This window comes from Micromonospora sp. NPDC000207 (genome assembly GCF_040300925.1).
GTDB lineage: Bacteria > Actinomycetota > Actinomycetes > Mycobacteriales > Micromonosporaceae > Micromonospora.
The window spans coordinates 54792-81372 of record NZ_JBEPEQ010000003.1 but is presented as its reverse complement, the minus strand read 5'-3'; the positions used below and the strand labels follow the sequence as shown (position 1 = coordinate 81372).

Here is a 26581-nt window from a genome sequence, read left to right as displayed (position 1 = left end):
CCGGCAGGTCACCCGCCCGGACGCCGGGCGTGGCCTCAGTAGACGAGGGCCTGGACCCCGTCGGCCATTGCCTCCTCGACGAAGACCGCCGCGCCGGCGATCCGTACCCCCGGCAGGACGTCGTCCGGGCCGATGTCCCGGCGGGCGGCGCACTGGGTGCAGGCGGTGACCTGACCGGTGGTCATGATCACGTGCAGCAGCTCTGCCAACGGGGCGGAGTGCGGCAGGTCGAACTCCTGGGCCCGGCCGGGCAGGACGAACCACGTCGACTCGCCGGTCAACCAGAGGGAGACTTCCACCCCGGCGGCGGCGGCGGTGGCGGCGACGGTGAACGCCTGGGCGCACCGCTCCGGGGCGTCCGCACCGGCGGTGGCCTTGACGACGAGAGTACGGGCCATGGGGTCAGCATAGGATGACCATGATGGTTACCGAGATCGGGTTCGTCAGCCTGCTGGTCGCCGGCCTCGGCGCGCTCGCCGGTGGCCTGGTCTATCTGGCTGTTCGCCTGGCGAGAGGCCACTGGTGAGTGGTGCCGCGCGCCGGGCAGCCGTAACGAAGGAAGGACGTCGGTGAGCGACAATCCCCTGCAGCCACCGTGGTTGAACGCGCCGCCGGTCGACTCGTACCCGTACGAGGAGAGTCACGACCTGCGGGTCGGGCCGAAACTGCACCCGGCACTCGACGCCCTGCTGCCGTACGTCGGGGTGTGGCGGGGGCGGGGCCGGGGCGGGTATCCGAGCATCGAGGACTTCGACTACGGCCAGGAGATCCGGATCAGCCACGACGGCCGTCCGTTCCTGTCCTACGAGTCGCGGGCGTGGCTGTTGGACGACCAGAGCCGTCCGGTGCGTCCCGCCGGGCGGGAGGTCGGCTGGTGGCGGCCGGTGCTCGACGGCGAGCGGGTCACCGACGAGCTGGAGGCGCTGATGAGCAACCCGACGGGGGTGATGGAGCTGCACGTCGGCAAGCGCAAGGGCACCCAGATCGAGTTCGTCACCGACGCTGTGGTCCGCACCGCGACCGCCAAGGAGGTCACCGCCGGTCACCGCCTGTTCGGGATCGTCGAGGGGGCCCTGCTGTACGCCCAGGAGATGGCCGCCGTCGGCCACCCGCTCTCCCCCCACCTCTCCGCCCGCCTGACCCGGGTGGCCGGCTGATCCCTGGTCACCCCGGTGGGTGGAGACCGGGCAGGGGGAAGGCGCGGTAGGGCAGAGGGTGGGTGTCGAGGGTACGGATGGGGGCGGCACCCCGCAGGGACGAGGTGAGCCAGGCGGCGTCGGCGGCGCGGAGCTGCTCGGGGGTGACCATCCGCTCGTCGGCTGTGAGACCGAGGGCGGGAGCCTGATCCAGCAGCCACCGGGCGGTCACGCCGGGCAGGATCCCGGTCGCGTCGGCGGGCACGGTGCACAGGGTGCCACCGGTCATCCAGACCACGTTCGCCGTGGGCCCCTCCAGGACGTACCCGTCGGTGGAGACCCAGAGGGCGTCGTCGGCGCCGGTACGGGCGACGAAGCGGCGGGCGGCGCTGCTGGCCGCGTACGAGGTGGACTTGACGCCGGTCGGCAGCCAGCCCAGCTCGGGGCGGCCGGTGGCGGTCACGCCGAGCGGCAGGGTGACCACGTCGATCCCGGTCCGGCGGGCCCGCCGGGCGGTGGCGGGGACCTCGGCCAGCGTGGCGTAGACGGTCGTTCCTCCGCCGCCCTCCGGACCCCGGGTGCAGACCAGCCGCAGCGCACCCTCGACGTCGGGGGGCCATCCGTCGCTGATCGTGTCCAGCAACTCGACCAGGGCGGCCCGGGGCGGCAGGGGCAGGTCCAGCGCGTCGGCCGCCCGGGTCAGCCGGTCCAGGTGCTCGGTGAGCAGCCACGGCCTCCCCGCGCGGAGGTGGAGGGTCTCGAAGAGTCCGTCACCGTGCAGGACGCCCAGGTCGTCGCCGCGCAGCACGGGCTCCGTGACCGGCACCACTGCCCGCCCGAGTACCGCGATCCTCGAATCCGTCACGAGCGCCGAGCCTAGCGGGGGGAGACCGTCACCCCGGCCCCGAACTATGATCGGACGGTGTCCGAATCCTCCCTCGCCGAGATGCTGCGGGCCCGTGGGCTGCGGCTGACTCCGCAACGTCAGCTGGTCCTGGAGGCTGTGCTGGAGCTGGGGCACGCCACCCCGGAGCAGGTCCACACGGCAGTTCGGGAGGTCGCCTCCGGCGTCAACATCACCACCATCTACCGCACGCTTGAGCTGCTGGAGCGGCTCGGCCTGGTGACCCACACCCACCTCTCGCACGGGTCGCCGACCTATCACGCGGCCGGTGAGCACCAGCACGTGCACCTGGTCTGCCGGGAGTGCGGGGCGATCGACGAGGTCGATCCGTCGATGGTCCAACCGTTGGCCGACGAGCTGGCCGGGCAGCGGGGGTTCACGCTCGACATCGGGCACGTGTCATTCTTCGGCGTCTGCGGGCGCTGCCAGGACGGGGGCACCAAATGATCGACATCGCCGGTGCGGTAGCGGCCGAGAGCATCGACCCGCAGACCCGGGAACAGCCGGATCCGGCGCACGTCGCCGTCGGGGTACGGGGCGTCGCCGCGCACTACGGCGACCCGATGCGGGAGCAGCGGACCCTCGCCACCGGGGTCGGGCTGGTGGACCGCTCGCACCGGGGGGTGATCGCGGTCCCGGGCGAGGAACGCGCAGGCTGGCTGCACACCCTCACCTCGCAGCACCTCGCCGCCCTCTCCGCCGGGGAGGGGACGGAGCTGCTGGTGCTCTCCCCGCACGGGCACGTCGAGCAGCACGCCATGGTGGCCGAGGACGGGGACACGACCTGGCTGGACACCGAGCCGGGGATGACCGCCGGCCTGCTCACCTACCTGGAGAGGATGCGCTTCTTCAGCAAGGTGGAGCCCCGGGACGCCACCGCCGACCACGCGGTGCTCTCCCTGGTCGGGCCGGAGGCGACCGGCGCGGCCGCCACCCTGGGGGTGACCGGGTTGGCCGAGCCCGACGTCGTGGGGGTGCCGGGTCCGAAGTTCCGCTCCGGTGAGCTGCCCGCCCGTCCCACCGCCAGGTACGCCGTCGCACCCCTGCCGCTCGGCGGGTGGGCCCGTCGGGTGCCGCTCGGGGTGGACCTCCTGGTGCCACGGGGACAGCTCGACCGGGTCGTGGCCGACCTGCGGGACGCCGGGGTGCCGGTGGCCGGGTTGTGGGCGTACGAGGCGATGCGGGTGGCCGCCCGACGGGCCCGGGTCGGCGTCGACACCGACCACCGGACGATCCCCGCCGAGGTGGATCTGATCGCCCCGGCGGTGCACCTGGACAAGGGCTGCTACCGGGGGCAGGAGACGGTGGCGCGGGTGCACAACATGGGCAAGCCGCCGCGTCGGCTCGTACTGCTGCATCTGGACGGGGTGACCACCGACCAGCCTCCGGCCGCCGGGACCCCGGTGACCCGTGACGGCCGGGCTGTCGGTTTCGTCGGCACCGCCGTGCACCACTTCGAGTGGGGACAGGTCGCCCTCGCCGTGGTCAAGCGCAACGTCCCCGACGACGCCGCCCTCCTCGTCGGCGACACCGCCGCCGCCATCGACCCGGATCCGTCGGCGTGACGACCGGGACGCTGATCACGGTCGCCCCGACCGGTGCGGAGTCGGCGAAGGCCGAGGTCCCGGCGCTGCCGGTGACCCTCGACGAGCTGCTGTCGACAGCGCGGGAGTGCGAGGCGCTGGGTGCCGCCGTCATCCACGTCCACATCCGCGACGACGAGGCGCGTCCCACCCTCGACCCAGGGCGGCTGCGGGAGACGGTGGCGGCGCTGCGCGCTGGCACCGACCTGATCGTGCAGCTCTCCACGGGTGGGGCGGTCACGGATCCGGAGTCCGCCCGGCTCGCCGTCCTCGACGCCGGGCCGGACATGGCCTCCTGCACGATGGGTACCGTCAACTTCGGCGACGACGTCTTCCTCAACCGCTGGGAGTTCGTCGTCGACCTGCACACCCGGATGCAGGACGCCGGTGTCGTCCCGGAGTACGAGATCTTCGACCTGGGCCACCTGACCGCCCTGCAACGGCTGCTGGGCAGGTACGGCCTGCCGCACGGCGGGCACGTCCACGTCGACCTGGTGATGGGGGTGCCGGGCGGGATGCCGGGCACCACCCCGGCACTCGTCGCCGCCGTCCAGATGCTGCGCGACCTCCCCGAGGGCACCACCTTCTCGGCGACGGGGGTCGGCCGTACCACCATCCCGGTCCTGCTGGCGTCGCTGTCGACGGGCGGACACCTGCGGGTCGGCCTGGAGGACACCGTGACGTACTCCAGGGGACGCCCGGTCGAGTCGAACATGCAGCTCGTCGCGCGGGCTGTCGGCTTCGCCCAGCTCGCCCAGCGCCCACCGCTGACCACCGCCGAGGCCCGCGACCTGCTCGGAGTCTGACACCTCTCCGCCGTCGCCGGGTGGTGGGTAGCGTCCGGGGGGTGGCAGAGACGTACGCGGGTGGTGTGCCGTTGGCCGAGGTGGTCCGCTCCGGCTTCGTGGAGGGGGTGCACCGGGGTTCGGTGGTGGCGTTGGACGCCACGGGCTCGGTGGTGGCCGGGGCCGGGGACGTGACCGGGCCGGTCTTCCCCCGTTCGGCGAGCAAACCGTTGCAGGCGGTCGGGATGCTTCGGGCCGGGCTGCGGCTGACCGATCCGGCCGACCTGGCACTGGTGACTGCCAGCCACGCCGGTGAGGATCGGCACCTGGGACGGGTCGAGGCGCTGTTGCGTGGTGCCGGACTCGACGAGTCGGCGCTGCACTGCCCGCCGGAGCTGCCCTTCGGTACGGCGGCCCGGGCGGCGGTGCTGCGGGCCGGGGGCGGGCCGAGCCGGATCCAGATGAACTGCTCGGGCAAGCACACCGGCATGGTGTTGACCTGTCTCGCGGCCGGCTGGACGACTACTGGGTACTGGCAGCCGGAGCACCCGTTGCAGCAGGTGCTGCGCGACACGGTCGAGGAGTTCACCGGGGAGCCGACCACCGCGACCGGGGTGGACGGGTGTGGTGCCCCGGTGCTCGCCTGCTCGTTGACCGGGCTGGCCCGGGCCTACCTGCGGCTGGTCGCAGGTGCGCCGGACTCTCCCGAACGGGCCGTCGCCGACGCCGTACGCGCCCACCCGGACCTCGTCGGTGGGACCGGGGCGGAGGACACCGGACTGATGCGGGCGCTCCCCGGCGCGGTGGCCAAGATCGGTGCGGAGGGGGTCCTCGCGGCGGTGGTGCCCGGCGTCGGGGCGGCGGCTGTGAAGATCGACGACGGGGCGTCCCGGCCCCGGCTGGGGGTCCTGGTCTCGGCGCTGCGCCGACTCGGGGTGTCCACTCCGACCCTGTCAGACCTCGCCGAGGTGCCACTGTTCGGCGGGGGAGTGCCGGTGGGTGCGGTGCGTCCGCTCTGGTGACCCGGAGTCCCGGTCTGGGTGGGTGTCCGCATCTGGTGGCCCGGCTTCCCGGTCTGGGTGGTGCCTCTGCTCCGAGTGGACCCGGCCTTCAGGTCGGGGCGGGCCGGGTCATTCGGAGCGGGTCAGATCCGGGCGAGGAAGTCGAGCAGGGCGGCGTTGACCGGATCGGGGCGTTCCAGGGGGAGCAGGTGCGCGGTGTCCGGTACGTCAGGCAGCCGTACCGCGTGGGGGGCCTCGTCACCGATCCGGTCGGCCAGCCGACGGATGTCCGGTACGTCGGCGGCTCCGGCGGTGACCAGCACCGGCACCCGTAGTTCGCCGAGCCTGTCGACGGCCGGTGGGTCCGCTTCGACCACGTCGACGGTGCGCAGGGCCTGCTCGGCGGTGAGTGCCAGATGATCCATCTCCCGGGCGAAGGCGACCAGGTCGGGGTCGACGTCCTCCGGACGCCGTCCGGGGCCGACCACCCAGAACCGGACCTCGGCGGCGGCGGTGGCCGCCAGGTCCGTCGGGTCGACGTCGCCGACCAGCTCCTCCCAGAGGTCGTTGGTCTCCTCCGACCACTCGTGTCCGGAGATTGCGGTGCCGAGCAGGGCGAGTCCATCGACCCGGTGCGGGTACGCGAGTGTGGCGTCGACAGCCACTGCCCCGCCGAAGGAGCTGCCGACCAGGGTGGCCCGCTGGAGGCCGAGCGCGTCCAGCAGCCCGATCACGTCGTCGTGATGGGCGAACGACCGGGACGGCGGCTCCGACTCGCCGTATCCGCGCAGGTCCACGGCGATCACCCGATACCGGTCGGCGAGCGGGGCGATCTGCCGGTGCCACATCCGCCGGTCGGCGATGCCGGCGTGCAACAGGACCAGGGGGTTCCCGGTGCCGGTGTCGTCGTACGACAGGGCTGCGCCATTAACGTCGATCTTGGTCACCGGTGGACGGTACGTACCGGATGGGCCGGTTCGCAACCCGCCACTGAGACCTTGCTAACTGCGGTTAGCATTCTGCTTGCAGGAGCTAGCATGAGTGATAACGTCGGCCCCATGGCCACTGGAAAAGACCTTCCCGACGTCGGCGGGTTCATCCGCGACCTGCGACGCAACGCGAAGATCTCGCTGCGGCAACTCGCCGACCAGGCCGGGGTGAGCAACCCGTACCTCAGTCAGGTCGAGCGCGGACTGCGCAAGCCGAGCGCCGAGGTGCTCCAGCAGCTCGCCAGCGCCCTGCGGGTCTCCACCCCGGCGATGTACCTGCGAGCCGGGCTCCTCGACGACAAGGAGGGGCAGGGCGTGCTCGCGGCGATCGCCGTGGACCCCGACCTGACGATGGCGCAGAAGCAGTCGCTCACCCAGATCTACGAGACGTTCCGGCGGGAGAACGCCCGGCTCGCCGAGGCGACCGCCGACAGTTCCGAGCCGGGGGAGCCCGAGCCGTCCCGGCCCGAACCCGAGCAGACCTCGCCGCAGGCCGGGTCGCAGCCGCCCGCGGACCCCTGGGCGCAGGCCACCAGGGCGCAGGCCGGGACCGCACCGGAGGCCCCCGGCACCCTGACCCCGGCCGCCACCGGACCGACCACTCCGCAGGGCACGCCGACCGAGGCGGTCCTGGAGTCCGTCGCCGTGGCCGAGTCCGGCGCGGCGCCGCCCCCGACCGGCTCCGACCGGCCGACCCGCGCCGGAAACGACACGGAGCCCGCGACCGCCGGTGCCGGAAAGGCCGCCGAGCCCGCGACCACCGGTGCCGGGAACGACACCGAGCCCGCGACCGCCGCGCCGACCGGCCGAGACGCCGGCCAGTCGGCCACCCGAACCGCTGACCAGGCCGCCGCCGCGGCTGAGGAGGAGAAGTCATGACCCAGCCGAAGACCAACCGCATCCCCGCCCCGATCTACGCCGCCGCCGGCGTCAGCGACCTGGCCTTCGAGCAGCTGCGCAAGCTGCCCGCAGTGGTCACCGGCCTGGGTGGGCGGGTCGCTGCCGACCTCGGGGGGAAGGCCGTGGTCACCGGCTTCGAGCTGCGGCAGAAGGCCACCGAGACCCTCCGTACCGCCAACCAGACCGCGACGGACCTGCGTGAGCGGGGTGTCACCGGTGCCGACCTGGAGCGGCTGCGGGTCGCCGCCGACACCCGCCTGCGGGAGGACCTCAACCGGCTGTGGGAGGTCGCCGACGTCAACCGACTGCGGCAGGCCACGGACCCGGACCGGCTTCGCGAGGTCGCCGACCTCGACCGGCTGCGTGAGGCGACCGACCTGGACCGGCTGCGTACCGCAGCGACCCGCAACGCGGCGGTGGTCTACGCCGGTGCGCAGGCCGCCCAGGAGCGGGCGCTGGCCGCCTACGGCGCACTCGTCGCCCGGGGCGAGCGGGTGGTCGGCTCGGGTGTCGTGGAGGCCGCCGAGACCGTCAACGCCGACATCGAGGCGACCGAGGCGACCACCGTCGGCACCTCGACCGAGCCCGCCGCCGCGCTCGTCGACGCGCCCGCCGCCACCCCCACCCCGGCCGACGTGGCGGCGGTTGTCGACGCCGAGCCCACCCCGGTCAAGCGCACCCGGGCCCGTAGCACCGGCACGGCCGCCCGCAGCACCACCGGCAAGGCCACCACCGGCAAGGGCACCAAGGACGCCACCGGGAAGGGGACCGCCGCGAAGGCGACCGGGAAGCGGGCCGCCACCTCCTCGTCCGATGGCACGCCGTCGGCGAAGCTGCCCAAGGCCACCAAGCGGACCCGCCCGACCGCCGAGTGACCGCGGCGACGGAGCAGACAGCCGGCGGAAGCGTCCTACGGGACGGTTTCGCCGGCTGCGGCATAAGCTAGCCGACATGGCCTACGCCGCGCCGCTGTTCTTCATCGAAGTCCGTTACGTGATCGAGCTGATCCTGCTCGTCTTCGCGCTGATCGTCCAGGGCGTCGCGCTGGTGCACGCCATCACCCAACGCTCCGACGCCTTCGCGGCGATCGGCACCCTCCCGAAGGGCGGGTGGATCGCGATCCTGGCGGTCTGCCTGGTGCTGACCCTGCTCGGGTTCGGGGTGCTCAGTCTCTTCGGGCTGGTCGGTATCGCGGCCGGGCTGATCTATCTGCTCGACGTCCGGGTGGGGCTGCGCGACCTCAGCGACGGTCGAGGCTCCTGGTGAGAGGTTTCCGGTGGCCTCCGCCGCCGGACGGCGGCCCCCGGACCTGGGGGCCGGGACCCGGTGGACCGCGCACCGGTCGACCGGCGCTACCGGAGCCGGAGACCACTCTGGTCACCACCCCGCACGGGGTGCGGTTGGAGCAGTTGGTCACCGGCTCGGGCGACCCGGTGACTGTCTTCGCCCACGGGCTTGCCAACGGGATCGCCACCACCCGTCCGTTCGGCAGTGGAGTCGACGGGCGTCGGATCTTCTTCCAGTTCCGGGGGCACGGCCGCTCGGACGCCCCGCCGGGTGACTGGACCTACCTGGACCTGGCCCGGGACCTGCGGGCCGTCGCCGACCTCGGCGGTGCCACCCGGGCCTTCGGCGTGAGCCTCGGGGCAGGAGCGTTGTGCCGGCTGCTCACCGAGAGCCCCCAGCGGTTCGACAGGGTGGTCTTCTTCCTGCCGGCGGCGCTGGACCGGCCCCGGCCCACCGCCGCCCGGCAGCGGCTCACCGACCTCCTCGACGCGATCGGCAGCGGCGACGCCTCGGCGGTCGCCGAGGTGGTCTCGACCGAACTGCCCCCGGCGGTACGCAACACCCCGGCCGGGTGGGCGTACCTTCGTCAGCGCCTCGACCACCTGCTCCGTGACGGGCTCGCCCCCGGGCTGGCCGGGCTGCCCGGCCAGGCACCGCTGACCGACAGGTCGGCGCTGGCCACCGTCACCACCCCCGCCCTCGTCATCGGGGCCGCCGGGGACGACCTGCACCCGGTGTCGGTGGCCGAGGACCTGGCCGCCGCGCTGCCCCGAGCCACCCTGCACGTCTACGACCGCCCCGGCGTCCTCTGGTCAGACCGCGCCGACCTGCGGCACCGGGTCGCCACGTTCCTCAACTCCTGAACCGGTCCCGCGCGCCGATCGGCCGACCCGACGACGGTTCGAAACTCGTCGTTCACCAGTCGTCACCGTTTCCTGCTGCCGCCCGTCACCCGGGCGGCGTGGGGTGCCGGGCAGACCGGGCAGGTGTCCTGGATCCGCCCCGTCGACCTCGACATCCTGGCTGCGGTACCGGAGCAGCTGTTGCTCTCGGCATCGCCCTGCTGGAACGCCGTCCGAATGTGACCGCCGAAAACTGACCTCGGCTGTCAGGTATGGCTGGCAGGTTCGGGGTCATGACGTCGAAAGCACTGAACACGAAGGTGGCCCTCGTCGCCGGGGCGACCCGGGGGGCCGGTCGGCAGATCGCCGTGCAGTTGGGGGCGGCCGGGGCGACCGTCTACGTCACCGGCCGCAGCAGCCGTACCGCCGGGCCGTCCGAGGTGAACCGCCCGGAGACCATCGAGGAGACCGCGGAGCTGGTCACCGCCGCCGGGGGCACCGGGATCCCGGTACGGGTCGACCACCTCGACCCCGACCAGGTCCGCGACCTGGTAGCCCGGATCGACGCCGAGCAGGGTCGGCTGGACGTTCTGGTCAACGACATCTGGGGGGCCGACGCGCTGACCGCCTGGCACAAGCCGGTCTGGGAACACCCGCTCGACGACGGGCTGCGGATCCTCCGGCTCGGGGTGGACACCCACCTGATCACCAGCCACTTCGCCCTGCGCCTGCTGATCCGCCACCCCGGCGGGCTGGTGGTGGAGGTCGGGGACGGCACCACCGAGTACAACGCCGCCAACTACCGGCTCTCCGCCTACTACGACCTGGTGAAGACCGCTGTCAACAGACTGGCCTTCGCCCAGGGCAGGGAGTTGGCGCCGCACGGGTGCACGGCGGTGGCCGTCACCCCCGGGTGGATGCGGTCGGAGGCGATGCTGGAGCACTACGGGGTGACCGAGGAGAACTGGCGGGACGCCACAGCGAAGGAGCCGCACTTCGTCGTGGCGGAGAGCCCGGCGTTCGTGGGACGGGCGGTGGCGGCGCTGGCAGCCGACCCCGACCGGGCCCGGTGGAACGGGCGCTCCACCTCCAGCGGCGAACTGGCGCAGGTGTACGGCTTCACCGACCTCGACGGCAGCCGCCCGGACGCCTGGCGGTACGTCGTCGAGGTCCAGGACGCCGACCGCCCGGCCGACGCCACCGGCTACCGCTGACCGTTCTCCCCCGGGCCGTCCGCCGGACGGCCCGGGGGTACGGCGTACCGCGTCGCCCACCGGCGTACCGCGTCGGTGAAGAGTTCCCGCAGCTCGGGTGGGTCGAGGGCCTCCACCTCCGGGCCGAGGCGGAGCAACTGGTGGTAGGCGACCGCAACCGACTCGACGGGCAGCCGCAGCACCGACCAGCCGTCGACGTCCGGCGGCCCGGCTGCGGCCACCGCCTCGTCGTTGACGAACGGGGCGTCCACCACGTGCCGCAGCATCCGTAGCCCGACCGGGCTGACCCGGACGGTGACCTGCTCGGCCAGCATCCCGCGCAGGAACGTCTCGGCCTGCTCCCGCCAGTACGCCCCCAGGTCGAACCCCGGGTCCCGGTCGAAGGTCCGCCCACTGACCTCGACCCCGGTCACCCGGTCCACCCGATAGGTGCGGGTGGAGGCCCCGACCCGGGCGACGAGATACCAGATGCCGCCCTTGAGCACCAGACCGTACGGCTCCACGGTCCGGGTCACCTCCCGGTCGCCGCGCCGGTACCGCAGGTCGACCACCAGATCCCGCCAGACCGCCGGGGTCAGCTCGGTCAGCCAGGGCGGCGGGTCGGCCTCCCGGAACCAGCCCGGCACGTCCAGGTGGAAGCGGGCACCGGTCCGGGCCGGGGCGTCCCGGAGGGCGGGCGGAAGCGCGGCCAACACCTTCAGTTCGGCGGCGGCGACCGCGTCGGCCAACCCCAGCTCACCGACCGGGCCGGGCAGCCCGGTCAGGAAGAGCGCCTCCGCCTCGTCCCGGGTCAGCCCGGTGAGCCGGGTCCGGTAGCCGCCGACGAGGCGGTAACCACCGGCCCGGCCCCGGTCGGCGTAGACAGGCACCCCGGCGGCGGAGAGCGCCACCACGTCGCGGTAGACGGTCCGCTCGGAGACCTCCAGCTCACGGGCCAACTCCGCAGCGGTCATCGTCTCCCGCGTCTGCAACAACAACACCAATGAGATCAACCTGGCCGCCCGCACCCCTCCATTCTGTAAGGAAGGGCCCCCTGTTAACGCCTGCGGTCGAGAAGGGCACCCCTCTTACCCATCCACTTGCAGCGGGGGGGGGGTGGGGATCAGCGGGGGGTGGGAGTGAGCAGACCCCGGTCGTACGCGACGGCGACGGCAGCGGCCCGGTCGTTGACCCCGAGCTTGGCGTACACGTGCAGCAGGTGGGTCTTGACGGTGGCCTCGCTGATGAACAGGCGGGCGGCGGCCTCCCGGTTCGACGAACCCCGGGCCACCAGGGTCAGCACCTCCAACTCCCGCTGGCTCAACGGCTCCTCGACCGGTGCCCGCAGCCGCCCCATCAACCGTCCGGCGACAGTGGGGGAGAGGACCGACTCGCCCCGGGCGGCGGCCCGTACCGCCCGGACCAGTTCCGCCCGGGGGGCGTCCTTGAGCAGGTAGCCGGTCGCCCCCGCCTCCACCGCCGGGAGGACGTCGGCGTCGGTGTCGTACGTGGTCAACACCAGCACCCGGGCGGCCGACCCGGACCGGGCCAGCCGGCGGATCGCGGTGACCCCGTCCATCCCGGGCATCCGCAGATCCATCAGGACCACGTCCGGGGCGAGGTCGGCCGCCAGCACCAGTGCCTCCGCTCCGTCGCCCGCCTCACCGACCACCTCGAACTCGGTGTCGCCGGTGAACATCCCGCGCAACCCGTCCCGGACCACCGGGTGGTCGTCGACGATCAGCAGCCGGATCGGGTGGGGCCGCCCGCTCACCGCAGAGCCCCGGGCGTCACCGGCACGCTCGCCGACACGGCGGTACCCCCGCCCGGCTCCGACTCGACGGCCAGCAGACCCCCCACCCCGGTCACCCGCTGGCGCATCCCGGCCAGCCCGAAACCACCGTCCGGGCGGGCCCGGGTCCCACCTGTCGGGTCGAAGCCGGTGCCGTCGTCGCGTACGTCAAGGGTCACCACGTCCTCCATGTACGACAGGGTCAGGCCGACCCGGCTGGCGGCGGCGTGCCGGGCCACGTTGGCCAGGGACTCCTGGGCGGTCCGCAACAGGGTCACCTCCACCTCCGGGTGCAGCGGTCGTGGGGTGCCGGTGACCAGTACCTCGGCGGGCACCTCGTTCAGGGCCGACCAGCGCCGGGCCAGGTCGGTGACGACCTCGGGGAGGCGGGCGTGTTCCAACGGTTCGGGGCGGACCGCCCGGACCGAGCGGCGGGCCTCGGTGAGGCTCTCCCGGGCCAGGTCGAGGGCGTTGTCCACGTGCCGCTGGCAGTCCACCGGTCGGTCCCGGGCCTGTCCGGCCGCCGACAACTGGGTGATGATCCCGGTGAGGCCCTGGGCCAGGGTGTCGTGGAGTTCCCGGGCCATCCGCTGCCGTTCGTCGAGCACCCCGGCCTCCCTGGCCTGGGCGAGCAGCCGGGCGTGCAGTGCCTCGTTCTCCCGCATGGTCTCCGAGAGTCGACGGTTCGCCTCGGCCAGCTCCTCCACCAGCTTCTTCCGGTTGGCGTGCTGCTCGGTGTTGAGGGTTTCGATCCGACTGACCAGGACCGCCACCCCCACGTTGAAGCAGACGAGCACCCCCCACAGGGCCAGGTGCCCCCAGGAGGTGGGGGGTCCGCCGCTCTGGGCGGTGGCGACCAGCATCGCGCTGACCCCCACCCCGACCAACCGCCACCGGCCGTGCAGCACGAAGTACGAGTGGATCAGCCCGACCCAGGCGAAGAAGCCGTACCAGGGGCTGATCACCACCAGGGCGGCGGAGAAGCCGGTGAGTCCGAGGAAGTACGTCCCCATCAGCCTGCGCCGGTCGAGCCACTGCGGGTGGAGGGTGACGAACCAGGCGATCCAGGCGGCTGCCGCCGCGCTGATGCTCAGGTGCACGACAGGGGGAGGCTGGCCGGGGATCGGGGCCAGGGTGGCGACCAGGGTCCCGACGAGCAGCCCCCCGAAGGGCACCAGCCGGTACAGGCGGATCTCCTGGCCCGGTTCCGCGTACCGGCCGGTGGGCTGCTCGACACCGCTGGTCATCTTCGGTCCCTCCCCGCTCACTCCCAGCGGAACAGCCGGGCGGCGGCCGTACCGGCGAACACGGCGACCACCGCCATTATGGCCAGCGGAACCGGGTTCGGGGAGGTGCCCGTCCACGCGTCCAGCAGGGCCTGGACCCCGGGCGGGGCGTACTCCCCGACCCGGTTCAGGAAGTCCGGCAGCAGGAACCGGGGCACGTACACCCCGCCGAGGAACATGGTCAGCATGAACAGGGGCACCGAGAACCCCTGGGCCGCCTTGCTCGTCGGGGCCACTGCCGCCACCAGCAGACCGAGGGCGAGCAGTGCCGCCGTACCGAGGAGGAAGGCCACCGCGAAGCCGAGCGGGCGCTGCGGCAGGGGCACCCCGAAGGCGAGCCGGGCGACCACCACCACCAGCACGGCGCTGACCACGATCGAGGCCAGGACGACAAGGAGTTGGGCGGCCAACAGGGCGGCCGGGCTGACCGGCGTGGTCGCCATCCGGCGCAGGATGCCGCGTTCCCGGTAGGTGGCCAGGGTGACCGGCAGGGCGGTCAGGCCGGTCACCGCCAGGGTCATCACCAGCAGGCTGGGGGCGAAGTACGCGATGAACGTCTGCCCCCCGAAGTCGGGGCTGGGCTCCCGCAGGGCCGGAATCGCCCCGAGGCCCAGCAGGAGCGCCAGGGGCAACCCGACCACGACCAGGACGGCGGAGGGGTCCCGCAGGAAGAGGACCGCCTCGGTCCGGAGGATCTGTCCGAAGGCACGCATGTCGCTGCTCCTCACTCGGCGGGCCGACGCCCGGTCAGCTCGACGAAGGCGTCGTCGAGGGTGGACTGCTCCAACCGCAGCTCGGCGGCGACGATCTCGTGCCGGGCCAGGACCGAGGTGACCGCGTGGAGCAGGTTCCCGGTGCCGGTGACGACCACCTGGGGGCCGTGCCGCCGGACCGAGGTGACCTCGGGCAGGTCGGCGAGGAGTCGGTCGTCGACCGGGGCCGAGGGGCGGAACCGGACCCGCTGCCCCGGCAGGACCCCCGCGACCAGGCCGGCGGGGCTGTCCATGGCCACCACCCGGCCGGAGTCGATCACCGCCACCCGGTCGCAGAGCCGTTCGGCCTCCTCCATGAAGTGGGTGACCAGCAGGATCGTCACCCCCCGGTCCCGGACCCGCTCGACCAGGCCCCAGGTCTCCCGGCGGGCCTGCGGGTCCAGCCCGGTGGTCAGTTCGTCCAAAACGGCGATCTGCGGGTTTCCCACCAGGGCGAGCGCGATGGAGAGTCGCTGCTTCTGCCCACCGGAGAGCGACTTGTACGCCGCGTCGCGCTTCGCCCCCAGCCCCAACTCCTCCATCAACTCACCAGGGTCGGCCGGGTTCCGGTAGAACGACGCGTACATCCGGAGGGCCTCGCCGACCCGGAGCCGGTCGGGCAGCTGGCTCTCCTGCAACTGCACTCCGACGAGCCGGCGGAGCCGGTCTCGGTCCCGGCGGGGGTCGGCCCCGAGGACCGACACCCCGCCCCCGTCCGGGACCCGCAGACCGGCGACGCACTCCACTGTCGTGGTCTTGCCCGCCCCGTTCGGGCCGAGCACCCCGAAGATCTCCCCGGCGGCCACGGAGAACGAGACGTCCCGTACGGCCACCAGGTCGCCGTACCGTTTCCGGAGGTTCGTCACCTCGATCACCGTTGTCACGTCGTCTCCCGCGCTCGACCCGCGTACCTGGGAACAGCCTCTCGGTTCCGGCGGCGCGACGGATCGACCAGCCGGTGGCACCCGGCCTGCGCCCCCCGGTGGATCCCCGCGATCCACCGGACGATGGATGCGCTCGGCCGGTCGTGTGTCGCCGCGCCGTTGCCGACGACCGCTAGGCTTCCCGCTCGTGAGCGCACCCAGGTTCGCCGCGCCGGTGACCGGCGCCGTCCGTCGTTTCTTCACCGGGGTCGGGCTGCTGCGGCGCGGGCTCGGCCTCTACGTCCGCAACCCGAGACTGATGCTCCTCGGGGTGATCCCGGCCCTGATCACCACTGTGATCTTCGGGGCCGCCCTGTTCACCCTGCTCTACTTCGTCGACGACCTGACCGGTTGGGTCACCCCGTTCGCCGACGACTGGTCGGCCACCGCCCGTGGCCTGGTCCGGGTGGTCGCCGGGATCGCCCTGTTGGCCCTGGCCGGGCTGGTCGGCGTGGTGACCTTCACCGCGGTGACCCTGCTGATCGGTGACCCGTTCTACGAGAAGATCTCCGAGCGGGTCGAGGACCGGTTCGGCGGTACGCCGGACGCCGTCGACCAGCCGTTCTGGCCGTCCCTGCGCCGCAGCGTCCGCGACTCCCTCCGGCTGATCGCGATCTCCGTGCCGATCGGCATCACGCTCTTCGCCGCCGGGTTCATCCCGGTTCTCGGGCAGACTGTGGTACCCGTCGTCGGGGCGACCATCGGTGGTTGGCTGCTCGCCGTCGAGCTGGTCGGAGCCCCCTTCTACCGGCGCGGCAAGGGGTTGACCGAGCGCCGGGCGGTGTTGAAGGCGGACCGCCCGACGGCGCTCGGCTTCGGCGTGGCGGTCTTCCTCTGCTTCCTGATCCCGCTCGGCGCGGTCCTGGTCATGCCGGCGGCCGTGGCCGGGGCCGCCCTGCTCGCCCGCCGTTCCCTGGGCCAGACCATCCAGGAACCCGCGAAGGGCGGGTGACAGGTTTGCCGTCCGGCCGGGTGGAGGTCAGCCCGCGTCCGGCTGGCCCCTCAGGCCGTCGGCTGGCCCCTCAGGCCGTCGGCTGGTCCCGGACGGCGGCGACCGCCTCCACCTCGACGAGTTGGTCGTCGTAGCCGAGGACAGTCACGCCGAGCAGGGTGCTGGGCGGGTCGTGGTCGCCGAACGCGTCCCGTACCACCTCCCAGACCGTGACCAGGTCGGCCTGTCGGGACGACGCCACGTAGACGGTGGTACGGACGACGTCGGTGAGCTGAGCCCCGGCCGCCGCCAGGGCGGTGGTCAGATTGGCCATCACCTGTCGGGCCTGGGCGGCGTGGTCACCGGGGGCGACTGTGGCACCGTCGGCGTCGAGCGGGCAGGCCCCGGCGGTGAAGACCAACCGGGTGGAGGGCGCGACAACGGCCGCGTAGGCGTACTCGGCGGCGTCGGAGAGCGCGGGTACGCGTACGAGCGTGACGGGGTCCGGCATCCCCACAGGCTAACCGGCCACCCGACGGACCCACCCCTCGCGGGCGTCGACAGGGGTCGGCCCTGCCCTCACCCGGAGTCGCGCAGGACGAGGGTGGTGGGGAGGACGACGAAGGGGTCGACGGGGTCACCGGCCGCGAGGCGGAGCAGGAGTCGGGTCATCACCCGGCCGATCTCCAGGATCGGTTGCCGGACCGTGGTCAACGGGGGGTCGGTGTAGGCGGCCGAGGAGACGTCGTCGAATCCGATCACCGACACGTCGTCCGGCACCCGTCGGCCGGCCCTGCGCAGGGTACGCAGCGCCCCGTGCGCCATCAGGTCGGAGGCGGCGAAGACGGCGTCGAGGTCGGGGTGCCGGTCGAGCAGCTCCTGCATGGCTGCCGCCCCGGAGGCTCGGGTGAAGTCGCCGTACCCGATCAGCTCCGGGCACCCGGCGGCGGTGACGCCGTCGCGGTAGCCGGTGAGCCGGTCGATCCCGGCGACCATGTCCTGTGGTCCGGCGATGGTGGCTATCCGCCGTCGCCCCGAGGCGACAAGGTGTGCGACGGCCCTGGACACCCCGCCGGCGTGGTCGACGTCCACGTACGGGACTGTCGTCCCGCCGAGGGGCCGACCGCTGCACACCACCGGCAGCCCCAGGTCGGCGAGGATGCCGGGGAGGGGGTCGGCGCCGTGCAGGGAGGCGAAGAGGACCCCGTCGACGTGCCGCCCGGTGGTGTACCGCTCGACCCGTGCGTGTCCGGCCGGTGAGCCGGCCAGCATCAGCACGAGCTGTTTGTCGGCGGCCTCCAACTCCCGGCTGACCCCCCTGATGATGGCGGGGAAGAAGTGGTCGTCGGAGAAGACCCGGGTGGCCGCCTCGGGCAGGACCAGCGCCACCGAGTCGGTCCGGTGGGTGACCAGGCTCCGGGCGGCGAGGTTCGGCACGTACCCCAGCTCGGCGACGGCCCGGCGGACGGCCTCCTGGATCGGCCCGGCCACCGTCGTGGCGCCGTTCACCACCCGGGAGACGGTGGCCCGGGAGACCCCGGCCCGCCGGGCCACCTCCTCCAGGGTCGGGCGTTGTGTCATGGTCGTCGATGATTGCACCACCGGTGGTGGCCGGTGCCGACACCCTCGCGGCCGAGTGCCGGTCGGGTGCCGGCCGAGTGCCGGCCGAGTGGCCGGGGCCGTGCCTCAGCCGGTGCGCAGTCCCGCGAGGAGGGTGGCGTCACCGGTGACGGCGAGGGTGTCGAAGGCGATCCGGCCCCAGAGTGCCAGGACGAGGTCGCTGGCGGTGCCGGCCACCCGTACCCGGGCGTGGTGCTCGTCGTGGTCGAGGATGGTGTCGGTGTCCAGCAGGGCGACCCCCTCCCCGCGCAGCCGGAGGTACCACTCCTGGTCGGCGTCGGTGGCACCGAGGTGGACCATGCCGCGCCACTGCCCGGAGGCGGTCCGTCGACCGGCGGGCAGCATGGTGTCGAGGACCTCGCTGACCCCGTCGGTGGCGAGTTTGGTCTCGATCGGGTCGCCGGCGGCGATGGCGAGCTGGGCGTCCCACCGGTGGACGGCGGTCTCGTGGGCCATCCGGCGGATCCAGAAGCCGGCCTTCTTCGGCTGCGGAGCCCAGTTCCAGGCCGGGGCCTCCGGGTCGAGGCCGTCGAGGAGGGCGATCAACTGGTCGTACGAGTGCTGCCAGAACTGCGCCGCTGTGGTCCCCGGAGGCAGTTCGATCTCCTCCCGCCGGGCCGGGGCGGAGGTCTCGCCGGCGCCGACGAAGGTGTGCACCCACTGGTAGACGCCGCCGAGGTGTACGGCGAGGTCGGTGACTGTCCAGCCGGGACAGGAGAGGACCGGTGTCTCCGGAGGGGCCTCGGCGAGGGCGGCGGCGAACGCGGGGCCTTCGGCCCGCAGCGCCCCGATCCAGAAGTCCTTCGTGCCGTGCAGTCTGCTCATGCGTCCTCCTGGGCGACCCGGCCACCAATGGGTGCCGCGGCTGTTGTTCAGCCTAGGGTGAAAGGCGTGTCCGACGTTAGTGCCCAACCGACCACCGGAATCCAACCCGACGACGCAGATTCGTTGGCGAAATTCACCACGCTGTGCCTCGGCGGGACCGCGGGGCGGCTGGTGACTGCCACCAGTTCCCCCGAAATCGTACAAAAGGTGCAAGAAGCGCAGGGGCGGGACGAGCCGGTCCTCCTGCTCGCCGGCGGCAGCAACGTGGTGATCGGAGACGAGGGGTTCACCGGAACCGTCGTCCTGATCCGCTCCCGTGGCCTGGCGGTGGTGGCCGAGGACCCGGAGACCGTCACCGTCCGGGTGGAGGCCGGCGAACCCTGGGACGACCTGGTCGCGGCCACCGTCGCCAACGGCTGGTCCGGGCTGGAGTGCCTGTCCGGGATCCCCGGCTCCACCGGGGCGACCCCGATCCAGAACGTCGGCGCGTACGGCCAGGAGGTCGCCGAGACCATCACCGGCGTCCAGGTGTACGACCGTCGGGAGGACGCCCTGCTCCGCGTCGCCGCCCCGGACTGTGGATTCGCGTACCGGTCCAGCATCTTCAAGTACAGCGACCGCTGGGCGGTGCTCTCCGTCGACTTCCGGCTGACCCGCTCCCTGCTGTCCGGCCCGGTCCGCTACGCCGAGCTGGCCCGCAGCCTCGGGGTGGCAGTCGGTGACCGGGTGCCCCTCGCCGCCGCCCGGGAGACGGTCCTGCGGCTGCGGGCCGGCAAGGGCATGGTCCTCGACCCGGCCGACCCGGACACCCGTTCGGTGGGTTCGTTCTTCACCAACCCGGTGCTCGACCAGGCCGCCTACGAGCTGTTCCTGCAACGGGCCGAGGAGTTCGGCGAGCCGCCGGCCTGGCCGGGCGCGGGGGACGTGGTGAAGGTCAGCGCGGCGTGGTTGATCGACCGGGCCGGGTTCGGCAAGGGACATCCCGGCCCGAACGGGGTGGCCATCTCCAGCAAGCACACCCTGGCGTTGACCAACCGCAGCGGAAACGCCCGGACCGCCGACCTGGTAGTGCTGGCCCGGGAGATCCGCGACGGGGTGTACGACCGTTTCGGTGTCACCCTGCATCCCGAACCCGTGCTGGTCAACTGCGCCGTCTGAGGTTCCCGCAGCCTCGGCGGGGCGGGGGTCTCAGTCGGGGGCGACGGCGGTCCAGGGCAGGGTTATCTCCCCCAGCCGCCACCTGCGGGGTCGGTCGAGGACCGGCCACCCGGCCGCCTTCACCGTGGCGACCGTCTGCACCCACCGTTGCCGAGGGCCGTAGGGCGCGTATCCGGCGGCGGACCGCCAGGCCGCGTCGAGCGCCCGAAGCAGGTCGTGTACGCGCTCTCCGGGCACGTTGCGGTGGATCAGCGCCTTGGGGAGGCGTTCGGCGAACCGGGCCGGCGAGTCCAGGGCGGCCAGCCGGGCGGCCAGGGTCAGGGTGCGAGGGCCGGTGGCGTCGATCAGCAGCCACCCGCCCAGCCGACCCGGCTCGTCGCAGGTGCCCTCGACGAGTCGACCGCCGGGTGCCAACGCCGTGGTGATCGTCCGCCAGGCGGCCGGGACCTCGTCCTCGGGGTACTGGCGCAGCACGTTGAACGCCCGGACCAGGTGGGGGCGGAGTCCGGCCAGCTCGAACCCGCCCCTGGCGAAGGTCAGTCCGGGCGGGTCGGCGGCAGCCGCCGCGGCGGCCACGCGTACCGGGTCGATCTCCAGCCCGACCAGCCGTACGTCGGCGCGTACCCGGTCGGCGAGGCGGGCGCGCAGCTCCACGGCCGTGGTCGGCGCGGCGCCGTACCCGAGGTCCACGACCAGGGGTTCGGCGGCCGTACGCAGGAGGTCCCCGCAGGACTCCACGATCCAGTTGTCGACCCGGCGGAGCCGGTTCGGGTTGGTCGTGCCCCGGGTCACCACGCCCACCGGGCGGTGCTGCGCCACCTCAGGTGACCCGGTGCACCTTGTGCTGGGCGGCCTGGGCCAGCGGGCGCACCACCAGCCGGTCCACGTTGACGTGCTGCGGTCGGGTGGCGCACCAGGCGATGCAGTCGGCGACGTCGTCGGCGACCAGCGGGTCGGGGACCCCGGCGTAGACGGCGTTCGCCAGGTCCTCGTCGCCGGCGAACCGGACCAGGCTGAACTCGTCGGTACGGACCATCCCGGGGTCGATCTCGACCACCCGGACCGGTCGCCCGCACAGCTCAAGCCGGAGGGTGCCGGCCACGGCGGTCTGCGCGTGCTTGGCGGCGGTGTAGCCGCCTCCGCCCTCGTATACGACGGTGCCGGCGGTGGAGCTGACGATCACGATGGTGCCGGCCCCGGACGCCTCCAGGGCGGGCAGGAGGGCCTGGGTCACCCGCAGGGTGCCGAGGACGTTCGTGTCGTACATCCACTGCCAGTCGCTGACCGACCCGGACTCCACCGGGTCGAGCCCCCGTGCCCCACCGGCGTTGTTGACCAGCAGGGTGACCGGCCCGGGGGCCTGGGCGGCGGCCTGCGCCAACCCGGCCACCGACTCGTCGGAGGTGACGTCGCAGGCGACAGCGGTGGCCGCGCCACCGGCTCGGGAGATCTGCTCGACCAGCTCCGTCAGCCGGTCGGTACGCCGGGCGGCGGCGAGCACGTGGAAGCCCTCGGTGGCGAGGCGGCGGGCGGTGGCCGCGCCGATTCCGCTGGAGGCGCCGGTGACGATCGCGACAGGTGTCATCAGGTCATTGTGCCGAGCCCGGGGGCTGTGCCGAACGGGCGGTGCCCACGTCGGGTGAGGTGCGCGTCACCCGGGAGGCCGCGCCGGGGGCATCTCCCCGACCCTGCGGGGAACATGAGTCTGACCTTGCGCGTTGTCCGAAGACGGCGGCCGACGCAGACGGCCTCAAATCACCATATTTAGGAGCAGAAGTGGCGGAGATGCACACCGGTGTCGGACGTCAGCGGGGTGCCCTACCGTGGCCGCGGCCCCGGCGGATCGCCACCGTTTCGGTGCACACCTCGCCGCTGCACCAACCGGGCACCGGGGACGCCGGCGGCATGAACGTCTACATCCTGGAGGTCGCCCGCCGGCTCGCCGAGGCCGACGTCGAGGTGGAGATCTTCACCCGGGCCACCTCCGGCGACCTGCCCCAGGTGGTCGAGATCGTCCCCGGGGTCCAGGTCCGGCACGTCACGGCCGGGCCGCTGGCGGGGCTGACCAAGGAGGAACTCCCCGGTCAGCTCTGTGCCTTCACCGCCGGGGTCCTGCGGGCCGAGGCCGCCCGGCTCCCCGGCCACTACGACCTCATCCACTCCCACTACTGGCTCTCCGGCCAGGTGGGTTGGCTGGCCCGGGACCGCTGGGGCGTACCCCTGGTGCACACCGCCCACACCCTGGCCAAGGTCAAGAACTCCCAGCTCGCCACCGGTGACCGGCCCGAGCCGAAGGCGCGGCTCATCGGCGAGGAGCAGGTCGTCGCCGAGGCCGACCGGCTGGTAGCCAACACCCGGATGGAAGCCCAGGACCTGATCACCCGCTACCACGCCGACCCGGACCGGGTCGACGTCGTGCAACCCGGTGTGGATCTGGACCGGTTCTGCCCCGCCCCCGGCGACCGGGACGCGAGCCGGGTGGCCGCCCGCCGTCGGCTCGGCCTGCCCACCACCGGGTACCAGGTGGCGTTCGTCGGGCGGATCCAACCACTCAAGGCACCGGACGTGCTGGTCCGGGCGGCGGCGGCGCTGCGGGAGCGGGACGCCACCCTGGCCGAGCAGCTGACAGTGGTGATCGTGGGCGGCCCGAGTGGCAGTGGACTCGACCGCCCCTCCGCGCTGATCGAGTTGGCCGCCTCCCTCGGCGTCGCCGACCGGGTGCGCTTCCTGCCGCCGCAGACCGGGGACGACCTGCCGGCCGTCTACCGGGCCGCCGACCTGGTCGCGGTCCCGTCGTACAACGAGACCTTCGGCCTGGTCGCCCTGGAGGCCCAGGCCTGCGGTACGCCGGTGGTGGCCGCCGCCGTGGGTGGACTTGTCACAGCGGTACGCGACCAGGTCAGCGGGGTGCTGGTCGACAGCCACGACCCGCAGGACTGGGCCCGTACGCTCGAACGTCTGCTGCCGGACCGGGCGAAACGGTTGGCCCTGGAGCGAGGCGCGGAACGGCACGCCCGCGACTTCTCCTGGAACCGGACGGCCGCCGGGCTGCTCGCCGTCTACGACGCGACGATCGCCGAGCACCGGGCCCGGCTCGCCGCCCGGCTGGCCGCCGACCCGGCCCTGTCCTGCACCTGGTGAGCGGGGGCTGAGCGGGCCGTACAGTGGGGCGGATGAGCGCGAAGAGTGACGTCGCCGCCCTGATCGAGACGGTCTGCACCGAGCGGGAGCTGGCCTGGGAGTCGACCGGGGACGGGTCGTACGCGGTCACCCTGCCGGGCACCCACAAGCTCAAGACGGTCTGTCACCTGATCGCCGGGGAGCACGCCCTGCGGGTCGAGGCGTTCGTGATGCGTCGACCCGACGAGCGCCACGAGGAGCTCTGGGCCTGGCTGTTGCAGCGCAACGCCCGGATGTACGGGGTGTCGTTCTCCATCGACGCGGCAGGCGACGTCTACCTCACCGGTCGGGTCAACCTGCGCGGGGTCGACGCCGACGAGCTGGACCGGCTGCTCGGCTCGGTGCTGACCTACGCCGACGAGTCCTTCGACACGATGCTGGAGATCGGGTTCGGCACCGCGATCCGGCGGGAGTGGCAGTGGCGGGTCAAGCGGGGGGAGTCCACAGCCAACCTGGCCGCCTTCGCCCATCTCTTCGAGCCCTCGGGTGCCGGACCCACTGAGCGTCCCGGCACCTGAGCGGGCCCGTTCGTCGCTGCGGGGTTCGTCGGCGCTCTGCGGGGTATGCCGCACCGCGCGGTGCGGTGCGAACCGACGCGCTCAGGCACTCTGTCGAGGAGCGTGAACGCCAATGGCTCAGCGCAACAGCTCAGGTCGCGGCGGGACCGCGACGAAACGACGGGCGGGCAACCAGTCCCCGGCCACGCCGGGGGTCTCCGAGTCGGAGCTCTCCCGGCTGCGGGTCGACGAGATCCGGATGCGGCTGCGTCGGCTCGGGGTGACCGGGGTGTCCGCACTGCGTAAGCCGGAACTGGTCAAGACGTTGGCCCGGAGCCTGCGCTCGGGGCGGCGTACCGCCGGGTCCCGTGCCGCCTCGACCCGGGCCACTCCGGCCCGGAAGGCCGCCTCGACCCCTGCCGCTTCGGGGCGGAGGGCCACGGCGGGCCGGACCGGGGTGCGGACCGGTCGGTCGACGTCCCGGTCGGTCTCCTCCTCGCAGCTGATCACCTCCCTGGCCGACCGACCGGAACGCCCGGGGCGCAGTCTGGTCACCACCAACCACGAGGTGATCCGTCGGTGGGCCGCAGCCCGCAACGCCAAGCCCGCCACCATCTCCGGTACCGAGCGTGACGGACGCCCGGGGGTGCTGACCTTCAACCTTCCGGGCTACCGGGAGAGCAGCCGCCTGCGGGAGGTCACCTGGGCCGAGTGGTTCCAGACCTTCGACAGTCGACGACTGAACCTGATCTACCAGGAGCAGTTGCGCGACGGACGGCAGAGCAACTTCTTCCGGACCGAATCCCCGCAACGCGAGGACGCCTGATGTTTACCGGGGTCCGGTCGGGGTATGCGACGGTTGCCTCACCGCAGGACACGACCCGAGCTGCGGGCGAGGGCTGTGACCGGCGAGACAGCCGCCCTGGGTTGAATTCATAAACTGGGCGAACTAACTTTATTGCACCGCGTTCCGCTCGGAAACGTTCGGGGGAGCGGCGGATCGAACAGATCCGCGCACCGAGGGTGACGCGAAGGGGCGGGTGGACCACACCGTTGGGGGACGGTGCCCACCTGCCGGACCGGCGGCGCGAGCGGGCGACGCTTACGGGGGTGAGTGTCGCCCGCCGCCGCCGGGCACAGCGAGGGGCGACGCCCGTCACGGTTCTACACCGTGGCGGGCGTCCGCACGTCACCAGTGACGGTGCACCGCTCCCGGTGGGTGTGGAACCCCGCTCCCGGTGGGTGTGGAACCCGGCCCCGAACCGCCACGTGGTGGCCGTCACCACCACCGGCTGCGTGTCCGATCCCGTCTTCGGGCAGGATGATCGGCATGACTGCTAGCGAAGGGCCCACCGTCGGGACGCTGGTCCTGCTGCGGCACGGCGAAAGCGACTGGAACGCCAAGAACCTCTTCACCGGCTGGGTCGACGTGGACCTGACCGAGAAGGGCGAGACCGAGGCGCGGCGCGGCGGTGAGCTGCTGCGCGAACACGACCTCCTGCCGGACGTGGTGCACACCAGTGTCATGCGCCGGGCCATCCGTACCGCCGAGTTGGCGCTGCACGCCGCCGACCGGCACTGGATCGCGGTCCGCCGCTCGTGGCGGCTCAACGAGCGCCACTACGGCGCCCTCCAGGGCAAGGACAAGAAGCAGACCCTCGACGAGTACGGCGAGGAGCAGTTCATGCTCTGGCGTCGCTCGTACGACACCCCGCCGCCGCCGATCGACGACAACGACGAGTGGTCCCAGGTCGGTGACCCTCGGTACGCCCTGCTGCCGAGCGAGCTGATGCCTCGGACGGAGTGCCTCAAGGACGTCGTCGAGCGGATGCTGCCGTACTGGTACGACTCGATCGTGCCGGACATCCTGGCCGGGCGTACCGTCCTGGTGGCCGCGCACGGCAACTCGCTGCGTGCCCTGGTCAAGCACCTCGACCAGATCAGCGACGCGGAGATCGCCAAGCTGAACATCCCGACCGGGATCCCGCTGCGGTACGACCTGGACCCGCAGCTGCGTCCGCTCACCCTGGGCGGCACCTACCTCGACCCGAACGCCGCCAAGGCGGCTGCCGCAGCCGTCGCCAACCAGGGCCGCTGACCCGAAGGGAGGGTCCCTCACCGACGCCTGGGGTAGCGAGGGTGCGCCCCTCTTCCCGGCGGCCGTCGGTGGGGGACCCTTTCTGCGTCCCGGGGCCGGGTGCGGGGTCAGCGGGTGGGTGCGGGGTCAGCGGGTGGGGGTCGGTTCGCCGGTGATCAGGTAGACGATGTGCTCGCCGGTGCTGACGGCGTGGTCGGCGTAGCGTTCGTAGAACCGCCCCAGCATCGTCGCGTCGATAGCGGTCTCCACCCCGTACGGCCAGTCTGCGCCGAGGACCACCCCGAACAGCTGCTTGTGCAGCTCGTCCATGGCGTCGTCGTCGCCGTCCAGTTCGGCGGCGAGTTCGGCGTCCGGGTCGGCGAGCAACCCGGTGATCTTCTCGGCCATCCGGTCGGCCACCCCGTCCATGTCGGTGAAGATCGGCCGGAGTTCGGCGGGTACGGCCGGGGAGGGGTGCCGTCGCAGGGCGGTCTTCGCCACGTGGTCGGCGAGGTCGCCCATCCGTTCCAGGTCGGCGGCGACGTGCAGAGCGGTGATCATGGCCCGGAGGTCCGAGGCGACCGGGGACTGTCGGGCCAGCAGGTCGCAGACCCGGTCCTCGATCTCCCGGTATCGCCGGTTGACCTCCTCGTCCCCGGTGATGACCGCCTCGGCGGCCTGCCGGTCGGCCCGGAGCAGCGCCCGGGTGGCCTGCCGGAGTGCGGCGCGTACCTGGTGGGCCATCGCCACCAGTAGGTCGCTCACCGTGTCCAGGTCGGCGTGGAACTCGTTGCGCATCTGTCACCTCCCGTGGTGGGGTGGCACCGGTCCGGCCCTGTCGGCCGGGGGCGGGTCGAACGGTTCCGACCACCGTAGGCGCAGGTCCCCGGGGTGGGGGAGGGGGCCGGTGAACGACGCCG

At 72.9% G+C, this 26581-nt stretch carries 30 protein-coding genes and 1 pseudogene; 17 read left to right on the top strand and 14 right to left on the bottom strand.

What is annotated here, in order from left to right; genetic code table 11:
• Positions 1-35 precede the first annotated feature (35 nt).
• Positions 36-398 (bottom strand): DsrE family protein, encoded by a 363-nt coding sequence (locus ABT336_RS02015; RefSeq protein ID WP_350894599.1) that lies wholly within the window; start codon positions 396-398, stop codon positions 36-38.
• 23 nt (positions 399-421) lie between these two features.
• On the opposite strand from ABT336_RS02015, the gene mtfM reads away from it, so the two are divergent.
• Both mtfM and ABT336_RS02005 read left to right on the top strand, forming a co-directional pair.
• On the top strand, positions 422-526 hold the full coding sequence (gene mtfM / locus ABT336_RS02010; RefSeq protein ID WP_350894598.1) for a small membrane protein MtfM: 105 nt from the start codon (positions 422-424) through the stop codon (positions 524-526).
• Positions 527-569: 43 nt separating this feature from the next.
• A complete protein-coding gene (locus ABT336_RS02005; protein ID WP_350894597.1) occupies positions 570-1157 on the top strand; it encodes a heme-binding beta-barrel domain-containing protein in 588 nt (195 codons plus the stop codon).
• Positions 1158-1164: 7 nt separating this feature from the next.
• Here ABT336_RS02005 and ABT336_RS02000 read toward each other — a convergent pair whose 3' ends face one another.
• Complete coding sequence (locus ABT336_RS02000; protein WP_350894596.1) at positions 1165-2001, bottom strand: aminotransferase class IV; 837 nt, start codon at positions 1999-2001, stop codon at positions 1165-1167.
• A gap of 57 nt (positions 2002-2058) precedes the next feature.
• On the opposite strand from ABT336_RS02000, the gene ABT336_RS01995 reads away from it, so the two are divergent.
• From ABT336_RS01995 to ABT336_RS01980, 4 genes are read left to right on the top strand one after another with little or no spacing between them, the layout of a single operon-like run.
• Positions 2059-2487 carry a Fur family transcriptional regulator gene (locus ABT336_RS01995; RefSeq protein ID WP_350894595.1) on the top strand — a complete coding sequence of 143 codons (429 nt, stop codon included), beginning with the start codon at positions 2059-2061 and terminating at the stop codon, positions 2485-2487.
• Entirely contained in the window at positions 2484-3605 is a 1122-nt protein-coding gene (gene ygfZ, locus ABT336_RS01990; protein ID WP_350894594.1) for a CAF17-like 4Fe-4S cluster assembly/insertion protein YgfZ, read from the top strand. The genes ABT336_RS01995 and ygfZ overlap by 4 nt, the downstream gene beginning before the upstream one ends.
• Positions 3602-4429, top strand: a complete 828-nt coding sequence (locus ABT336_RS01985) for a beta-keto acid cleavage family enzyme (protein WP_350894593.1) — start codon at positions 3602-3604, stop codon at positions 4427-4429. Before ygfZ ends, ABT336_RS01985 begins: the two co-directional genes overlap by 4 nt.
• Before the next feature lie 41 nt (positions 4430-4470).
• Positions 4471-5430: an asparaginase gene (locus tag ABT336_RS01980; RefSeq protein ID WP_502891078.1), complete on the top strand. Its 960-nt coding sequence runs from the start codon at positions 4471-4473 to the stop codon at positions 5428-5430.
• Between the two features lie 122 nt (positions 5431-5552).
• Here the strand turns inward: ABT336_RS01980 and ABT336_RS01975 are convergent, their stop codons facing one another.
• Positions 5553-6356: an alpha/beta fold hydrolase gene (locus tag ABT336_RS01975; protein ID WP_350894591.1), complete on the bottom strand. Its 804-nt coding sequence runs from the start codon at positions 6354-6356 to the stop codon at positions 5553-5555.
• A 111-nt stretch (positions 6357-6467) separates the two neighbouring features.
• Between ABT336_RS01975 and ABT336_RS01970 the strand changes: the two are divergent.
• The 5 genes and pseudogenes from ABT336_RS01970 to ABT336_RS01950 form a co-directional block, all read left to right on the top strand.
• A pseudogene (locus ABT336_RS01970) lies at positions 6468-6831 on the top strand (helix-turn-helix domain-containing protein); the annotation flags it as partial.
• 442 nt (positions 6832-7273) lie between these two features.
• Positions 7274-8173 (top strand): hypothetical protein, encoded by a 900-nt coding sequence (locus ABT336_RS01965; RefSeq protein ID WP_350894590.1) that lies wholly within the window; start codon positions 7274-7276, stop codon positions 8171-8173.
• Positions 8174-8249: 76 nt separating this feature from the next.
• Positions 8250-8564: a DUF2516 family protein gene (locus ABT336_RS01960; protein WP_350894589.1), complete on the top strand. Its 315-nt coding sequence runs from the start codon at positions 8250-8252 to the stop codon at positions 8562-8564.
• On the top strand, positions 8561-9448 hold the full coding sequence (locus ABT336_RS01955) for an alpha/beta fold hydrolase (protein WP_350894588.1): 888 nt from the start codon (positions 8561-8563) through the stop codon (positions 9446-9448). The genes ABT336_RS01960 and ABT336_RS01955 overlap by 4 nt, the downstream gene beginning before the upstream one ends.
• Positions 9449-9720: 272 nt before the next feature.
• On the top strand, positions 9721-10641 hold the full coding sequence (locus ABT336_RS01950; RefSeq protein WP_350894587.1) for an SDR family oxidoreductase: 921 nt from the start codon (positions 9721-9723) through the stop codon (positions 10639-10641).
• Here the strand turns inward: ABT336_RS01950 and ABT336_RS01945 are convergent.
• The 5 genes from ABT336_RS01945 to ABT336_RS01925 all read right to left on the bottom strand — a co-directional run bounded on the left by ABT336_RS01945 (position 10632) and on the right by ABT336_RS01925 (position 15334).
• Positions 10632-11648 (bottom strand): helix-turn-helix transcriptional regulator, encoded by a 1017-nt coding sequence (locus ABT336_RS01945; RefSeq protein ID WP_350894586.1) that lies wholly within the window; start codon positions 11646-11648, stop codon positions 10632-10634. The genes ABT336_RS01950 and ABT336_RS01945 overlap by 10 nt on opposite strands.
• Before the next feature lie 95 nt (positions 11649-11743).
• A complete protein-coding gene (locus ABT336_RS01940) occupies positions 11744-12394 on the bottom strand; it encodes a response regulator (protein ID WP_350894585.1) in 651 nt (216 codons plus the stop codon).
• Positions 12391-13659, bottom strand: coding sequence for a sensor histidine kinase (locus ABT336_RS01935; protein ID WP_350894584.1), 1269 nt, complete (start codon positions 13657-13659; stop codon positions 12391-12393). The genes ABT336_RS01940 and ABT336_RS01935 overlap by 4 nt, the downstream gene beginning before the upstream one ends.
• A 17-nt stretch (positions 13660-13676) precedes the next feature.
• On the bottom strand, positions 13677-14411 hold the full coding sequence (locus ABT336_RS01930; RefSeq protein WP_350894583.1) for an ABC transporter permease: 735 nt from the start codon (positions 14409-14411) through the stop codon (positions 13677-13679).
• Between the two features lie 11 nt (positions 14412-14422).
• A complete protein-coding gene (locus tag ABT336_RS01925; protein ID WP_350894582.1) occupies positions 14423-15334 on the bottom strand; it encodes an ABC transporter ATP-binding protein in 912 nt (303 codons plus the stop codon).
• A 187-nt stretch (positions 15335-15521) separates the two neighbouring features.
• Between ABT336_RS01925 and ABT336_RS01920 the strand changes: the two genes are divergently transcribed.
• On the top strand, positions 15522-16325 hold the full coding sequence (locus tag ABT336_RS01920; protein WP_502891077.1) for an EI24 domain-containing protein: 804 nt from the start codon (positions 15522-15524) through the stop codon (positions 16323-16325).
• 70 nt (positions 16326-16395) lie between these two features.
• On the opposite strand, the gene ABT336_RS01915 is transcribed toward ABT336_RS01920, so the two are convergent.
• The 3 genes from ABT336_RS01915 to ABT336_RS01905 form a co-directional block, all read right to left on the bottom strand.
• Positions 16396-16815, bottom strand: a complete 420-nt coding sequence (locus ABT336_RS01915; protein ID WP_350894580.1) for a RidA family protein — start codon at positions 16813-16815, stop codon at positions 16396-16398.
• A 68-nt stretch (positions 16816-16883) separates the two neighbouring features.
• Positions 16884-17885, bottom strand: coding sequence for a LacI family DNA-binding transcriptional regulator (locus ABT336_RS01910; RefSeq protein WP_350894579.1), 1002 nt, complete (start codon positions 17883-17885; stop codon positions 16884-16886).
• Between the two features lie 105 nt (positions 17886-17990).
• A complete protein-coding gene (locus ABT336_RS01905; RefSeq protein WP_350894578.1) occupies positions 17991-18749 on the bottom strand; it encodes a maleylpyruvate isomerase family mycothiol-dependent enzyme in 759 nt (252 codons plus the stop codon).
• A 66-nt stretch (positions 18750-18815) separates the two neighbouring features.
• On the opposite strand from ABT336_RS01905, the gene ABT336_RS01900 reads away from it, so the two are divergent.
• Positions 18816-19907, top strand: coding sequence for a UDP-N-acetylmuramate dehydrogenase (locus ABT336_RS01900; protein ID WP_350894577.1), 1092 nt, complete (start codon positions 18816-18818; stop codon positions 19905-19907).
• 30 nt (positions 19908-19937) lie between these two features.
• Here ABT336_RS01900 and ABT336_RS01895 read toward each other — a convergent pair whose 3' ends face one another.
• On the bottom strand, positions 19938-20726 hold the full coding sequence (locus ABT336_RS01895; RefSeq protein ID WP_350894576.1) for a class I SAM-dependent methyltransferase: 789 nt from the start codon (positions 20724-20726) through the stop codon (positions 19938-19940).
• A 1-nt stretch (position 20727) separates the two neighbouring features.
• On the bottom strand, positions 20728-21492 hold the full coding sequence (locus tag ABT336_RS01890) for an SDR family NAD(P)-dependent oxidoreductase (RefSeq protein WP_350894575.1): 765 nt from the start codon (positions 21490-21492) through the stop codon (positions 20728-20730).
• Between the two features lie 191 nt (positions 21493-21683).
• Between ABT336_RS01890 and mshA the strand changes: the two genes are divergently transcribed.
• From mshA to ABT336_RS01870, 4 genes are all read left to right on the top strand, one after another.
• Positions 21684-23048: a D-inositol-3-phosphate glycosyltransferase gene (mshA, locus tag ABT336_RS01885; RefSeq protein WP_350894574.1), complete on the top strand. Its 1365-nt coding sequence runs from the start codon at positions 21684-21686 to the stop codon at positions 23046-23048.
• 32 nt (positions 23049-23080) lie between these two features.
• A complete protein-coding gene (locus ABT336_RS01880) occupies positions 23081-23605 on the top strand; it encodes a type III secretion system chaperone family protein (RefSeq protein WP_350894573.1) in 525 nt (174 codons plus the stop codon).
• A 112-nt stretch (positions 23606-23717) separates the two neighbouring features.
• Positions 23718-24410: a hypothetical protein gene (locus ABT336_RS01875; protein ID WP_350894572.1), complete on the top strand. Its 693-nt coding sequence runs from the start codon at positions 23718-23720 to the stop codon at positions 24408-24410.
• 504 nt (positions 24411-24914) lie between these two features.
• Complete coding sequence (locus ABT336_RS01870) at positions 24915-25682, top strand: phosphoglyceromutase (protein ID WP_350894571.1); 768 nt, start codon at positions 24915-24917, stop codon at positions 25680-25682.
• 126 nt (positions 25683-25808) lie between these two features.
• Here ABT336_RS01870 and phoU read toward each other — a convergent pair whose 3' ends face one another.
• Positions 25809-26459, bottom strand: coding sequence for a phosphate signaling complex protein PhoU (gene phoU, locus ABT336_RS01865; RefSeq protein WP_350894570.1), 651 nt, complete (start codon positions 26457-26459; stop codon positions 25809-25811).
• Positions 26460-26581: the final 122 nt, after the last annotated feature.

What these genes read in the sequence shown, in the direction of transcription:
- ABT336_RS01910 (WP_350894579.1), bottom strand. Translation starts at nt 17,885, where the DNA reads ATGACACAACGCCCGACCCTGGAGGAGGTGGCCCGGCGGGCCGGGGTC.
- ABT336_RS01870 (WP_350894571.1), top strand. Translation starts at nt 24,915, where the DNA reads ATGACTGCTAGCGAAGGGCCCACCGTCGGGACGCTGGTCCTGCTGCGG.
- phoU (WP_350894570.1), bottom strand. Translation starts at nt 26,459, where the DNA reads ATGCGCAACGAGTTCCACGCCGACCTGGACACGGTGAGCGACCTACTG.
- ABT336_RS01930 (WP_350894583.1), bottom strand. Translation starts at nt 14,411, where the DNA reads ATGCGTGCCTTCGGACAGATCCTCCGGACCGAGGCGGTCCTCTTCCTG.
- ABT336_RS01965 (WP_350894590.1), top strand. Translation starts at nt 7,274, where the DNA reads ATGACCCAGCCGAAGACCAACCGCATCCCCGCCCCGATCTACGCCGCC.
- ABT336_RS01960 (WP_350894589.1), top strand. Translation starts at nt 8,250, where the DNA reads ATGGCCTACGCCGCGCCGCTGTTCTTCATCGAAGTCCGTTACGTGATC.
- ABT336_RS01890 (WP_350894575.1), bottom strand. Translation starts at nt 21,492, where the DNA reads ATGACACCTGTCGCGATCGTCACCGGCGCCTCCAGCGGAATCGGCGCG.
- ABT336_RS01935 (WP_350894584.1), bottom strand. Translation starts at nt 13,659, where the DNA reads ATGACCAGCGGTGTCGAGCAGCCCACCGGCCGGTACGCGGAACCGGGC.
- ABT336_RS02015 (WP_350894599.1), bottom strand. Translation starts at nt 398, where the DNA reads ATGGCCCGTACTCTCGTCGTCAAGGCCACCGCCGGTGCGGACGCCCCG.
- ABT336_RS01875 (WP_350894572.1), top strand. Translation starts at nt 23,718, where the DNA reads ATGGCTCAGCGCAACAGCTCAGGTCGCGGCGGGACCGCGACGAAACGA.
- mtfM (WP_350894598.1), top strand. Translation starts at nt 422, where the DNA reads ATGGTTACCGAGATCGGGTTCGTCAGCCTGCTGGTCGCCGGCCTCGGC.
- ABT336_RS01880 (WP_350894573.1), top strand. Translation starts at nt 23,081, where the DNA reads ATGAGCGCGAAGAGTGACGTCGCCGCCCTGATCGAGACGGTCTGCACC.
- ygfZ (WP_350894594.1), top strand. Translation starts at nt 2,484, where the DNA reads ATGATCGACATCGCCGGTGCGGTAGCGGCCGAGAGCATCGACCCGCAG.
- ABT336_RS01950 (WP_350894587.1), top strand. Translation starts at nt 9,721, where the DNA reads ATGACGTCGAAAGCACTGAACACGAAGGTGGCCCTCGTCGCCGGGGCG.
- ABT336_RS01915 (WP_350894580.1), bottom strand. Translation starts at nt 16,815, where the DNA reads ATGCCGGACCCCGTCACGCTCGTACGCGTACCCGCGCTCTCCGACGCC.
- ABT336_RS01905 (WP_350894578.1), bottom strand. Translation starts at nt 18,749, where the DNA reads ATGAGCAGACTGCACGGCACGAAGGACTTCTGGATCGGGGCGCTGCGG.